This window comes from Mucilaginibacter panaciglaebae (assembly GCF_039539265.1).
Taxonomy (GTDB): domain Bacteria; phylum Bacteroidota; class Bacteroidia; order Sphingobacteriales; family Sphingobacteriaceae; genus Mucilaginibacter; species Mucilaginibacter panaciglaebae.
In genome coordinates, this window is sequence record NZ_BAABCV010000004.1 from 234,477 (window position 1) to 247,709 (window position 13,233).

Annotated in this window: 10 protein-coding genes; 1 reads left to right on the plus strand and 9 read right to left on the minus strand. The window is 40.7% G+C overall.

Translation table 11 applies throughout. The features are described 5' to 3' along the window. Positions 1 to 422: 422 nt before the first annotated feature. A complete protein-coding gene (locus tag ABD772_RS07105; protein WP_345102229.1) occupies positions 423 to 2,963 on the plus strand; it encodes a phosphocholine-specific phospholipase C in 2,541 nt (846 codons plus the stop codon). Positions 2,964 to 3,161: 198 nt separating this feature from the next. Here ABD772_RS07105 and ABD772_RS07110 read toward each other — a convergent pair whose 3' ends face one another. From ABD772_RS07110 to ABD772_RS07150, 9 genes are all read right to left on the minus strand, one after another. Further along, positions 3,162 to 4,982, minus strand: coding sequence for a glycoside hydrolase family 2 protein (locus ABD772_RS07110; protein WP_345102231.1), 1,821 nt, complete (start codon positions 4,980 to 4,982; stop codon positions 3,162 to 3,164). A gap of 391 nt (positions 4,983 to 5,373) precedes the next feature. After that, a complete protein-coding gene (locus ABD772_RS07115; protein WP_345102234.1) occupies positions 5,374 to 6,279 on the minus strand; it encodes an NAD-dependent epimerase/dehydratase family protein in 906 nt (301 codons plus the stop codon). A 7-nt stretch (positions 6,280 to 6,286) separates the two neighbouring features. Beyond that, positions 6,287 to 7,027: a WecB/TagA/CpsF family glycosyltransferase gene (locus tag ABD772_RS07120; protein ID WP_345102236.1), complete on the minus strand. Its 741-nt coding sequence runs from the start codon at positions 7,025 to 7,027 to the stop codon at positions 6,287 to 6,289. A 32-nt stretch (positions 7,028 to 7,059) separates the two neighbouring features. Further along, entirely contained in the window at positions 7,060 to 8,064 is a 1,005-nt protein-coding gene (locus ABD772_RS07125; RefSeq protein ID WP_345102238.1) for an NAD-dependent epimerase/dehydratase family protein, read from the minus strand. Then, complete coding sequence (locus tag ABD772_RS07130; RefSeq protein WP_345102240.1) at positions 8,061 to 9,170, minus strand: glycosyltransferase family 4 protein; 1,110 nt, start codon at positions 9,168 to 9,170, stop codon at positions 8,061 to 8,063. The genes ABD772_RS07125 and ABD772_RS07130 overlap by 4 nt, the downstream gene beginning before the upstream one ends. Then, positions 9,167 to 10,270, minus strand: coding sequence for a hypothetical protein (locus ABD772_RS07135; RefSeq protein WP_345102242.1), 1,104 nt, complete (start codon positions 10,268 to 10,270; stop codon positions 9,167 to 9,169). The genes ABD772_RS07130 and ABD772_RS07135 overlap by 4 nt, the downstream gene beginning before the upstream one ends. A gap of 13 nt (positions 10,271 to 10,283) precedes the next feature. Then, positions 10,284 to 10,865 (minus strand): acyltransferase, encoded by a 582-nt coding sequence (locus ABD772_RS07140; RefSeq protein ID WP_345102244.1) that lies wholly within the window; start codon positions 10,863 to 10,865, stop codon positions 10,284 to 10,286. Positions 10,866 to 10,890: 25 nt separating this feature from the next. Beyond that, positions 10,891 to 12,105, minus strand: a complete 1,215-nt coding sequence (locus ABD772_RS07145; RefSeq protein WP_345102246.1) for a glycosyltransferase — start codon at positions 12,103 to 12,105, stop codon at positions 10,891 to 10,893. Between the two features lie 8 nt (positions 12,106 to 12,113). After that, a complete protein-coding gene (locus tag ABD772_RS07150; protein ID WP_345102248.1) occupies positions 12,114 to 13,232 on the minus strand; it encodes an N-acetyl sugar amidotransferase in 1,119 nt (372 codons plus the stop codon). Between the last annotated feature and the right edge of the window lies 1 nt (position 13,233).

A 13,233-nucleotide genomic window follows, 5' to 3' on the forward strand; every position in this document is an offset into this window, starting at 1 on the left:
ATTTTAAAGGATTTTGTAAAAAATTACGCTACTTATCGTTTCTTTGGAGAAGGAACCATTAACGTGTTAGGCGATGTTGCATAGAGAGATGGAGACACAATACCTTATGTCTCCACGTTTCCGTTTTAATTTGCTGATCCAAAAAAGTACGTATAAGTCAGGAAAAGTGATCCAAAGTGATCCATTAATTCGCGACTAACTTCATAACTAATTGATTTTTAAGTATTTGAAATTTTGAAGTGATCCAACTGATCCAAATTGATACACATTCACATTTGGATCACTCACCGATCTTCATTCATTTCTCCCTCGCCTTTGGATAGGGTTGGGGAGAGGTGTTAACCTAATCATAACCTAAAATTCCCCGACTATTTACCTGCAATCTTATTCTTGTTAGGCAGAAAAATATTAGCTTAGTTGCAATGGATAACAGACGAGATTTTATCAAAAAGGCCGCGCTTTTAACCGGCACAGCGGGCCTTGCTACAGGATTACCCTCCTCAATTGCCAGAGCTATGAACATTAATGCACCCGAGGGCAGTAATTACCTGGATGCTGAGCATGTGGTGATCCTGATGCAGGAGAACCGGTCGTTCGACCATGTATTTGGTACGCTGCGCGGGGTGCGGGGGTATAATGATCCGCGGGCTATACAACTGGCCGATAAGAATCCGGTATGGCTGCAAACCAATGCCGAAGGACAGACCTATGCTCCGTTTCACCTGGATATTAAAAACACCAAAGCCACGTGGATGCATTCGCTGCCGCATACGTGGTCAAACCAGGTGAATGCCCGTAATGACGGACGCCATGATAAATGGCTGGACGAGAAACATTCAAGCGACAAGGCCTACCGTAATATGCCGCTTACATTGGGCTACCACAATCGTAATGATGTGCCTTTTTATTATGCTTTGGCAGATGCCTTTACCGTTTGCGATCAAAATTTCTGCTCATCCCTTACCGGTACTAATCCTAACCGGCTTTATTTCTGGACGGGGACCATCCGCGACCATAAGGACGAGAACTCGCGCCCTTTGGTCTGGAATGAGGATATGGATTATGGCACCTTAAACTGGACCACCTTCCCTGAGCGATTGGAGGATCTGGGCATCGACTGGCGATGCTATCAGAATGAAATAAGTATTGACACTGGTTTGGAGGGCGAAGAGGATGCGTGGCTATCTAATTTTCAGGATAATGATCTGGAGTTTTTCGGCCAGTATAATATTCAGCTGCATCCGAGGCATGTGGCCCAGATGAATAAGCGATTGGCAGCTTTAAATAACGAAATAGCTTCATTACAAAAACAAGCTGAGACCGATAAGAGCCTTGCGCTGAAAAAGAAATTGGAACAACGTCAAAGCGCGCAAAAGAAAGTAAAGGCCCAACTGGATGTTATTAACAGCCGCAAATTTGATGACCTGACCGCCCGCGAGCAAAGTATTCATAAAAAAGCTTTTACCGTTAATTATGGCGACCCTGATTTTGGTAAGCTGGTTGAACTTACCTATGACGATAATGGCACAACCCGTACTATGCAAGTACCAAAAGGCGATGTGTTATACCAGTTCCGCAAGGATGTAAAGACCGGCAAGCTGCCTACGGTTTCATGGCTTACTGCACCGGAGAATTTCTCAGACCATCCCTCTGCGCCGTGGTATGGAGCCTGGTATGTGTCAGAGGTACTAGATATCCTGACGCAAAACCCGGAGGTCTGGAAAAAAACCATCTTTATTTTAACTTATGATGAAAACGATGGCTACTTTGACCACGTACCGCCATTTACCGCACCGCACTCACATAAACCGGGTACAGGCAAGGTATCGGCCGGAATAGATACCCGGCCTGATTATGTTACGCTGGAGCAGGAGCAAGCCCGGGAGGGTTTCCCAACCCAATATGACCGCGAATGTTCGATAGGTTTAGGTTTCCGTGTACCCATGGTTATTGCCTCGCCGTGGAGCAAGGGGGGCTGGGTGAATTCCGAGGTTTTTGATCATACATCAACCTTGCAGTTTTTAGAAAAGTTCCTGTCTCACAAAACAGGCAAGAAAGTTTTTGAGCCTAATATATCTGACTGGCGCCGCACCGTTTGCGGCGATCTGTCATCGGTTTTCAGGCCTTATGAAGCCAAGCAATCGGCCCTGCCAGCGTTTGTGGCACGCAATAGTTTTTTAGAGGGGATACATAAAGCTAAATTCAAGGATGTGCCGGCAAATTTTAAAGTGCTCACCGCACCGGATGTGGAGCAAATAAAATCAAATCGGCATAATTCGGCATTATTGCCGCAGCAGGAGCGGGGCATCAAGCACGCCAACGCACTGCCATACCAGTTGTATGCCGATGGTAAATTAAATGCTGATAAAACTGCTTTTGAAGTTAATCTCCATACTGCTACTGAAGTATGGGGCAATAAAACCATTGGGGCGCCCTTTATCATCTACGCACCTGATAAATATAAATCTCTAAAGGGCGATGGTTATGAACTGTTGCGCAACTGGAACTACGCCGTAAAACCCGGCGACACGTTGGCTGATACCTGGCCGGTAAACGAATTTGAAAACAGCGATTATCATCTTCGGTTATATGGACCAAACGGATTTTATCGCGAATTTAAAGGTAGCCATGCCGATCCGGAGATTGAGACGCAACTGGAGTATCAGCGCAATCGCCTTAATAAAAAAGTGCTGACGGGTAATGTTGAGCTGTATGTGAAGAATTTAAGCAAAGGCCAGCATATTGTTACTATAACTGATAACGCTTATAAAACAGGCACTCAAAAGAAAACTGTATTGCCTCAATCGCAATCATCGTTTATAGTCTACCTGACCAAGAGCATGGGTTGGTATGATTTTACGCTGAAAGTAAGCGGCGCCAATGGTTTTGAAAAACGATTTGCAGGTAGAGTAGAAACCGGTAAAGCCGGCTACACTGATCCGTTTATGGGTAGGGTGGTTTAAATTTTAGATCAACCGGGTTCCATAGGATATTTTTGTTGGGGACCTGTACAAAACGTGTGCATGGAAGGCCATCGTCTACATCAACAGAAATAAAAACTACGCTTAATAATCGGGATTTTGTTTAACCCACTGATATTTAAAACAAAAAGCCTTTAGCAGTAAGTCTAAAGGCTTTTTGTGCAGATTTAATGATGTGTTCTAATTATGCTTTTGATTATTCATCTGGTAGCTATCGTTTATCACTGCTTCATTAATTTTTTTAACGCGGTCTGTCTGCATTTTTTCGACGGCCCGGTCATAAGTTAATAAGCCATTTACTTCATGCTCAACGTCGGTAGTCTGTGTGTATATAGCCACACTTAGCCCGTGATATTTCATTAATTGATCTACCTGCTGTAATAAAAGTGTATAGCGGTCAGTTAGTTGTTCTGTGGTTGGCATCATGCCATAGGCATTGTTTTCAACCGGCCACATGTGTCCCATCACAAATAAACCCACGCCACCAAACTCGCCTAATGAGGCTGCCCGGGTACTGTCGGGCCTGGATGCGCCGTTCGGACCAATATAGATATGGGTATCCACATAGTCTCCGTTTTTGGGGTCGCCGTAAGCTTTTTGATAGCCCGGATTATTGTTGAAGCCCGAGTTGCCGTTCACCAATCTCGAAGGATCATATTTCTTCACCCAGTCTGTAATGTTCTTTACATCAAACGCGCCCCAGTTTTCATTAAACGGCACCCAGGTGATGATAGATGGCGAATTATAATGATCGTCAATTATTGCCTTTAACTCTTTACGATAAACACTGCGGTTGCGAGTGGTGTCCTCGTTTTGATACCAGATGGCCGGCATATCCTGCCAAACCATTAAGCCAAGTTTATCGCACCAGTAGTAAAACCGCTGCGGCTCGGTTTTCATGTGTTTTCTGATCAGGTTAAAACCGGCCTTTTTGGTAAACTGTATATCAAACTTTAAAGCCTCTTCCGTAGGTTCGGTTAAAACACCATCAGGCCAGTAGCCCTGATCCAGCAGGCCAAGCTGCATTACAAACTTGCCATTCAGGAATGGCCTTACAACGCCATTTAGCTTACTAAGCTTTATATCTCTCATGCCAAAGTAGCTTTTTACCTCATCGGCAATACTGCCGTTGGTATTGTAAAGGGTAAGTTTAAGGTCATATAGAAATGGGTTGTCAGGCGACCATAGTTCCGGCTTTTTAATCGGCACATAAAAAGACGAACCTGAGGCTGACTGTGCCTCAGCGACAACTGTTTTGCCGTTTAGCGCTACTGCGGTTACTTTGCCTGTACCGGAGCTGTTTATAAATACTATTAACCGCTTCCCATCTACATCCGGAAGTAAACGAATGTTTTTGATATAGTTTTCGCTAACCGGCTCTATCCATACGGTTTGCCATATGCCTGAGGAAAAAGTATAATCGCCACGGGGGCCGTTTTTACCGGATGGTGTTTTGCCATCATTGGGGTCGTTGGCTGCTACAATTAATGTATTTGGTCCTTTTGATAAAGCACGGGTAATATCGAAACTAAAAGAATCATAGCCGCCAGCATGTGTTCCTATTTTTTTGCCGTTTACAAACACGGTGGCATCATGATCTACCGCGCCAAAATTCAGGATAATGTGTTTGCCTTTCCAGGTATCCGGTATCTCGAAAGTGCGGCGGTACCACATATTAATTTCCTGCTTGCGCTGAATGCCTGACAAAAATGATTCGGGGCAGTAGGGTACCAATATTTTTTCTTTTACGCCATTAAAAGATGCTGCAGTTTGCGGATTAAGCGCGTCAGGAGCATCTTTGCCTCCGCGATAATCCCATTTACCGTTAAGGCATAACCAATTTTCGCGTGCAAGCTGCGGGCGAGGATAGTCTGACAACGGGACTGCGGCTTGTCTGGCCGCTTCGGTCCAGGGTGTTGGTAGCTGAGCAACCTGTGCGTAGCTTATAAAATAGGTAAAAAAGAAAAATGAAGTGGATAATACTTTCTTCGTAAGGTTCATAACTATGTATTGGTTTGCCAAATATAATGTGAATAAGGGCATTGCAATACAATGACTTCTGTAAAAATGTCGTGCGACTGGTTTGAAAACGCTTAAACAAATAAAGCCGCTCGTTTGAAGGCTTTGTGACGATACCGAGGGAACTGTGTCGTTAAGTCAAAAAATAACAAAAAAAGCAAGTCAGAAATACCTGCTTTTTGCTTTCGTGATCCCGCTGGACCATTTTGGCTTTTAATTAATAGACTATTAGTCGGCCAATTAAACCTTAAAATTTGTGCCCTTTGTGGACAACCTGCTTTTTCTTAGATGGACAGAACTAAATAAGATAGGGGAAAGTGGTAAATAAGGCATTTTCCAATTGGTAATTTCTATAAAGCATATTCTAACAACCCTATTTGGTAGCAAATGAGGCAGCCGTAATTTCAAGTCCTTTTCTTACAGTCAAAGGTAAATCCTTACCAATGGCATGCTTAATTTTCTGATTGCTGACTACGTAACTTTCGGTTAATTTATCTAAGCGTTCTGTAGTTAACGGGAAGTGCAGAACATCGCCCAACTTTGCTACAGCTCTGATTAAACTGGGAGATATTTTCCAGAGCTTTGGCTTTTTATTAATAGATGCTGATAAAATACTCACTACTTCATCGGTTGATAGGGGCTCGTCGTCAGCAACGTGATACACTCCCGAAACAATATCATCTCTTTCAATTAGCTCCTTAATAATGAAGCACAAGTTTTCGACACTTAAAAATGATCTTTTATTATCAAAGCCTGCTAAGGGATATGGAATACCTTTTTTTACGAATTGATAAAGCAAATTCAGATTGCCCTTATTACCCGGCCCGTGAATCATACACGGCCTTAAAATGTAATAGGACTTCCCTTCTGGCAACGGCTGACTCTGAATATAATGCTCGGCCATCAGTTTAGATTTGCCATAATCAGTTTGGGGATGGGGAGTTGCATCTTCAGTAAGAATTCCATTAACGCTGTCGGCTGCTGCTTTAACTGAACTAATGAAAATGAACTTTTTAGCGTCCGACTGTAAAAAGGCATCATACAGCTTTTTTGTTAATTCGAAATTAACCTGATAGTATTCATTAGGATCAGAAACCTTTTTGAGATCGTGAGCTTTGCCGGCAAGATGGATGATAACGTTACTTTCATTTTGCAGCGGTTGCTCGACAATACTAGAAAGGCCCTGTCTTGAAATAAATTGAAGATTATGAAAATTCTGGATATAAGTGATCAAATTTTGCCCCACAAAGCCTGAAACACCGGTAATCGAAACTTTCAATATTTGCTTAATTTTGGTTATTTAAACGCACCCATTTTTTTTCTTGGAGATATAAAGACGGAAGGATTTTAATATATGGTATAATGCGTGAGATTTGCTTAGACGGTTCGCTTAACACTCTGCTGATCCAGATAAATTTCAACGGCCCTATCCTGAACTTGGGTAATGCGATTTTTCCGATATAGAAATCAAATGCCGCCCCAATACCTATCATTACACTGCTATCTATATAAGGTAATAATTTGGACATGAAAATCTCTTGTTTGGGAGCACCTAACGATACCCAAATGATCTGAGGTTTTAGCTCATTAGTTATAGCAGCAATCCCCGCATAATCAAAGCCCTCAACATCGTTAAAAGGCAGTGGTAGAATGTGAAGATTGGTATCGTCAAACCCTTTAGACCTTAATTTTTCTTTAATTTTATTAGAGGTTTCTTCATTGCTACCCAATAATAATTGCGAGTAATTTTTTTCAATAAAGTAATTGAAAATCTGAGGGCCATTTAACGCGCTCAAATGTTTTTTATGTATAATACCGGCAAGCGTTGCAATAGAGCTTCCATCACAAGTATTTACCAGCGAATGATTTAATATTGATAAAAAATGTTCATTTTTTTGCGCAACGGTCAAAACATTAGCATCAACCACACAAACATAGCCCTTTTGCTTATTCCTTATGGCTTCCTCAATACTATTCTTCAGTAATTTATGATCGAACTCCAGTAATATTTTGAAATATTTCTGCATTGTGCGTTATTGTATCTTTTTAATATTTGTGATTACTTGTTTCTCCAATAGGTAAAGTGTTCTCTGCCATCGTTTTTTATCCAATTGATGGTTTCCTTGACATTATTATCATGATCAGGATGAGACAAGCCAAATTTGTCAACTGTTTTTTGCATCGGTGTTAAATAATCATCGATCATGTTGTTGAATCGCACACTATGAAGTGGGAATGGTATATTCATTTTCCGTATCACATCACCCGCGTAAGACGCCATTTTCATTAAACCAAAAGGAATTTTCCTAACGGTCCTGCCGGTTAATTCTACTGAAAAGCTGTTTACCCATTCTGCAGAGCTCATAGGTAAGTCTCCTACATAATAAACCTGTTTATCTACAATTTCTGCGGGCGCCTTTAATATACCAAATATCTGATGCGCCACATTTTTTACGTACCCATACGATTTTACCGGCTGCGTGTTGCCAGGGTGCATAAATAAGCCTTTATCCACAATTTTTAAAAACTCGTTAGGATACCTCATATTCCATGGCCCCCAAACATTTGTTGGTCGTATAATCGTCCATATACAGTTCATTTTTGAATTGCGCGTCAATTCTTCGGTGATCTTTTTGCTTATGCCATAAGCCGTATGTGGTATATACTGTTCGTCAGAGTGCGGTAAAGGCTGTTCTTTTGATTTATATACGTATTGAGTAGAAGTTATAACAACGCGTTTAACAGAGGGTGTATTCTCAATAGCATTTATTACATTTCTGGTACCTTCAGTATTTTCAAAGTAATCGTCCAAATTTTGGCTGGCAGTGTCCGTACGAGCAGCGAGGTGCAATACATGAGTTGGCTCAAATTGTTTAAAAACCTTTGATAAACGCTCTTCGTCCATTATATCGCATTCTATCCAGAATTTATTATGCTGCGCGTTTAATGGTTTTTCCTTATCAACGTTGAAAATACCGCTAATGTTGTTATCAAGCAGCAGTTCAACTAAATTGGTTCCTATAAAGCCGGACCCTCCGGTAATCAATAACTTCATTTCACTCATACTTCGGCAAAAACTTTATCCATATTTTTCAAAAAGGTTTCTATGGAGTATTTTTCTAAAAATTTTTTTCTTCCGTTCTCTCCTAATTGTTGACGTAGATGATGGTCATTTATCAAAAGCTCCATTTTTTCAACTGTGTCCTGTGTGTTTTGAGGTTCAGTCAACAACGCATTTTCATTCTCATCAACGACAAATGGAATACCATTCCATCGGCTTGCAATAACAGGCATCCTGAATTGCATAGCTTCTACTAACACTATCCCGAAGGTTTCTGACGGTACATAGGTGGGGAAGCAAAACACATCGGCATTACAGTATTCTTTCCACTTTGCTTCATTTATTCTTGTACCGAGGAAAGAAACCTCGTTCTCGAGTTTGTACTCTTTTACAAAATTAGTCAATTGTGCTTTATATTCCGCAGAAATAAAAATACCAACCAGATTAATTCTGAAATTGTAGCCTTTTTGCTTAAGTATTCGCGCTGCTTCTATTAATATTCCGGTGCCGCGTTCTTCATACATTGCGCCAACATAAAGAAAGGTAGTAAGGCCGTCCGCGCTAGGTGCACAGTGTTTTTCGTAAAGCGGGTATTCGTCTTTAATGCCGTTAGGAACCACAAATAATTTTTCGGGCTGCAACACAATATCATCGCCATGGCTATAATCGGTTAAGGTTATCAGCACAGAAGGTTTAAAAAATGCGGCCCTGTAAAAGAACTTTAATAGGGGAGAGAGGCCATCGTATAACCGGCTTGATCCTCCTGCATGAGTATGAATAATAGTTTTCTTAAACAAGAAGCGTGTTGGAGCCAGTAATATGACATCTCTTAGCATGGCCATCTTGTTTGGCCCTGCCGGCCCGTAGTAAAAAATATCGATGTTGTAACGAAACCTGTATGTCCAAGTAAGAAGTATGGCCTTTATTAAAGCCCACAACTTGTATAACTTGAAGCTACCCATATCATTAAAATCTTTAGAAAAGTCTAAACGGACATGGAAAAGTTCAGCATGCTCATATTGACCTTCCAGCAAAGTTTGCAACATGAGCGCCTGGCCACCGTATGGCGGCGGTGTTTGTCCTAAAACTAAGATCTTTTTTTTTTTCATGAACTAATTTGAGCGTCTGGTGTATGGCTTACCACCGACGGTTTTTTATTTAAAAAATTGCTTATTTCATCGCTGTAAGAATAAATAGCGATGAAAAATAAAAACATTAGATAATAGCTGAAAACCACATCTGCATAAAAACCGTATCCAAGAAAAATAGAGAAAAAGTAAAAGTTTTTTCTATTGATTTTTTGCTTTAAAAAGAAAAATAAAAAATAAATGCACCCAAAAATACCGAAATGTGCAATGAGCATAAAGTAGAGGTTGTCGAATGTGTCGGCTCCGCTAATCTTTTTGATATTTAAGCCTGTAAATAATGAAGAAAACGATGCCTGGTCAAGTATCTTAGTTAGTAATTCTATACGGCCATTAAATGTTCCATAGGCCAGCATTCGCGATGTTGTATCGACAGAGCCGAATAATATCGGGAATACAAAAACCAACGCAAAGAAAATCAGCAATGATATAAAAAACGACAGGAAGAGATACTTGCCATTGTATTTTTTGACAACGAACGTGAAAAAATACGCGACCAGCGTTGAAACGAATACCCCGCGAGAGCCTGCTATATATAGCATAAAAAGTGCAAACAGAAGTAAAATACGTTTTCCTTCTGTTTTATAATAATAAACAAAAATGGCTATGAATAAGGTAAATTCGGGCATGCTGGCAAATGTAGAAAAAGGCCGTAGATCATCTGTCAGAAATTCTCTTTCGTCGGCAAAACTAAGCCCGGATTGTATCCATCTTTTTTCTATTGCCGAGTAACCGAAAAGCTTTTGCGAAAGGCCATAAAGACAAACAATAATAAAAAACCAGAATGACCTGGAAAGCAACTGCTCAAAGTTTACCTTTTTAAACATGGGTACGGCTAATAGCAGCAGGAAATACATAATAAAGTTTCCGTACGAGGATATGTTGCCGGTAATGAGCAGAATAAAGGAAAAAATAATAACAAAAGTTAACGACCTTTTTGAGATAACCGGACTAAGTACAGTGAATAGCGGTATAAAAACAATAGCATTATAAAGCGTTGCATTAAAGGCGAAAAAGCGCTTTATAAAAGAAAATACATTAACTAAAATAAACCGGAAAAACATCTCTGAGCTCCTTTTAGATTGTTTTAATCAGCTTTGCAGGGTTGCCGCCATATACGGCGCGGCTTTCTGCTGGTCGTATCAAAATGCTACCTGCTGCAATTACACATCTTGAGCCTACATCTGCTGCTATTAAAGCGTTACTGCCAATCCACACGTCCGATCCGATATGGATAGTGGTTCTTCCTGTAGCTTTTTGAGTGCTGATGGGCTGGCTATGGTCTTCAAAAGAATGTTGCCTGGTGCCGCTTACAAAATTAACAAACCCACCAACTATTACATCGTCACCAATTGACACTTCTCCGATAGCATTGTAGTAGCCAAATAGCACTCTGTTGCCTATTACCGCAGTGGGGTATTGACAAAATGTTCCATACTTAAATTTAACATTGCTGCCCAGACTCTTTAGCGTAAACTTGTAATAAATATACCGTACGGTAACGCCATAGCCTAATGGGATTTTTGACGCGATAATAGATATCTCTGAGTAAGCGCGGCAAAGAATAGCAAGTTTACCGGCAATGATAAGCAATAAAGCGACAGGCATCGCTAAAATTGACATCAGCAGGTTGTATACTATCTTTACAGCTTTTAACATGATCCTTAAATATTGAGATAAGGTTTTATTGTTGCTTCTGAAGAACCGAATCAAATACTTTTGTCAATTCTCCTGTAAGGCTTGATCTTAAAAATTTATCAATGTTTGTTCTTTCAACCGGTTGTTTACTCCGCTTGTTGTAAATTTTTTCGATAGCATCTGCAATATGTAGCGGGTCCTTATTTTCTATTAATGTGGTTTCTTCAATTCCGTTAACAACGTCGGCAATTCCTCCCTTTTGTCCTGCCAGTGCTAAAATTGGCCTTTTGCAGCCCAGGTAATCAAAAATTTTGCCGGTCTGTTCGGTTTCCTGTCCGCTTCCTATCAACAAAAGTACATCAGATCCTTTCATGTTTGAAATGGTGTCATGATAACTAAGGTAACCGGTTGATTGAAACTGATCACTCACACCGGTCTGTGCTACAATATTATTCACTTCCGGATTAACCGGGCCTACATATCTGAAGATAACTTTTATTCCTCTGTCACGCAATATTTTCATTGCTTGCAAAAAAGGTGTCGGATCGCGAAATGATTTTCCGGACAAAAATTTGCCCGCGTAGGTAAACGTAAAATCGTCAAATGATGCCGGACTTATGGCGTCATAATCGTCGGGGTCATAACCATTAGGAATGACTATAAAATCGTCCGGGTTACGTTGGGGATATGCTTCGCGATAATCCTGTGCCATTTTCTCTGATACCACAATAATTTTAGATGCCTTTTTTAGCACCCTGGGTTCAAGAAAATTATTAAGAGGTTGAAATATTTTACCTTTTATACCTTTGATGGGGTTATCCATTACCGCCAGCTTCCAGGGGTCGCGCAAATCAATGACATAATTAATTCCATAGCGACGCTTGGCAAAAGGGGCAACCAGTAAAGGAAAGAAAGGGTCGCCGGTAGCAAACAGTAGAGCGGGTTTTTCCTTCTTAATAACCTCGCCAATGATAGCAAAAAGAGGCTTAAGCCAGCGCGTTGGCAATCCTTTGCGCAGGCTTTTTAAAAAAACAGGTTCTTTCGCTAATCCGGTCCTGTAGATAATCAGATTATCAGCAACATCTTTAAGTAATGTTCCATCTATTAAGAATTCGCATTCGCGGTACGACTCTTCATTGACTGTAAGCACAACCGGCTGCCAGTTAAATTGAGGCAGAAATTTAACAAATTTTGTAATTCGAAATGTACTGATACCACCTGCCGGAGGGAAGTATGTCGCCAACATTATAACTTTTTTCATGCGTTATCTTATTTTTTTAAGGTCCGATACATTTTTCTCAAGGCCTTAAATAAACCGGTTCTATAGATACGACCGTATGGCTTGTAATCCCAGTAAGATTTTTTTGGGGCATGTAGTATAGCATCCAGCTTCTCCTTTGTCAGATCAAATTTTTTCAAAACATAAGCTGTATCCTCTTTTTGCAATTCTGGCGGATAGGTGGCTTCTTTCAGCTCTTCAAGCGCCTCATCTCTGGTTATTTCTCCTGCACATACCAAGCTTGATAAGTGGGAGCGGCGTTTGTCATAACCAAATTTAGTTGGTAACCAGTAGCCCTGAAACCAACGGGTATAAATAGACTCATAATGTTTACCGCCATAGTAACGCCAGCCAATTTCTTTTTCCAGTATTGGCATTGCGTCTTTTTTTGAATACTCTATATAGTTAAGAATATTGATGAATTTTTTACCGTAAGGTGGAAATAGGAAATTGAACAGGGTGAGGTGCGGGAATGTTTTAAGTTTAACGGTGCCAAATTGTTTTTGTACGTTTTTAATATAACCCCAGTCAAAGTGGCCTTGCGACCACTCTGCCGGCAGGTGTGTTTCTGTCCTGACGTTATAGCCGGTAAGAATATGATTAACACCTATCATTTTAGCGGTCTCTAGCATAGAGACGACAATGGCATGATCGCTGGGGATTTCTGAATCGGGAGTGGAAGCTTTAAGAAAAGCAAGTTGCAGGTCGCGAAACTCATTCCAATCCAGCACGATAGTATGAAGATCGATATCCAGCTTGCGGCAAATGTTTTCTACGTTTTTAATCGCGAGTTCAGAGTCCCATCCATTATCAAGGTGTACTGCTAAAGGCCTAAGACCGAGCTGCTTTACTTTGTAGGCAACATATGTGCTGTCAACTCCGCCACTAACACCGATAACGCAATCGTATTTATTATTTTTGTTTTGCTCCTTAATTTTACTTACAATTTCGTCAAGTTTTTTTTCACCAGCGGCTCCTTGAACCACCTTTTTCCTCATCTCTTCATCATGAGTGTGGCAATGATTGCAAACCCCATTCTCGTCAAATACAATGGTCGGATCTGTTGTATCCATTACACAACGGGTGCAAATTTGGTATGAAGTTGCCATA

What these genes read in the sequence shown, in the direction of transcription:
- ABD772_RS07105 (WP_345102229.1), top strand. Translation starts at nt 423, where the DNA reads ATGGATAACAGACGAGATTTTATCAAAAAGGCCGCGCTTTTAACCGGC.
- ABD772_RS07150 (WP_345102248.1), bottom strand. Translation starts at nt 13,232, where the DNA reads ATGGCAACTTCATACCAAATTTGCACCCGTTGTGTAATGGATACAACA.
- ABD772_RS07140 (WP_345102244.1), bottom strand. Translation starts at nt 10,865, where the DNA reads ATGTTAAAAGCTGTAAAGATAGTATACAACCTGCTGATGTCAATTTTA.
- ABD772_RS07130 (WP_345102240.1), bottom strand. Translation starts at nt 9,170, where the DNA reads ATGAAAAAAAAAAAGATCTTAGTTTTAGGACAAACACCGCCGCCATAC.
- ABD772_RS07125 (WP_345102238.1), bottom strand. Translation starts at nt 8,064, where the DNA reads ATGAGTGAAATGAAGTTATTGATTACCGGAGGGTCCGGCTTTATAGGA.
- ABD772_RS07120 (WP_345102236.1), bottom strand. Translation starts at nt 7,027, where the DNA reads ATGCAGAAATATTTCAAAATATTACTGGAGTTCGATCATAAATTACTG.
- ABD772_RS07110 (WP_345102231.1), bottom strand. Translation starts at nt 4,982, where the DNA reads ATGAACCTTACGAAGAAAGTATTATCCACTTCATTTTTCTTTTTTACC.
- ABD772_RS07135 (WP_345102242.1), bottom strand. Translation starts at nt 10,270, where the DNA reads ATGTTTTTCCGGTTTATTTTAGTTAATGTATTTTCTTTTATAAAGCGC.
- ABD772_RS07145 (WP_345102246.1), bottom strand. Translation starts at nt 12,105, where the DNA reads ATGAAAAAAGTTATAATGTTGGCGACATACTTCCCTCCGGCAGGTGGT.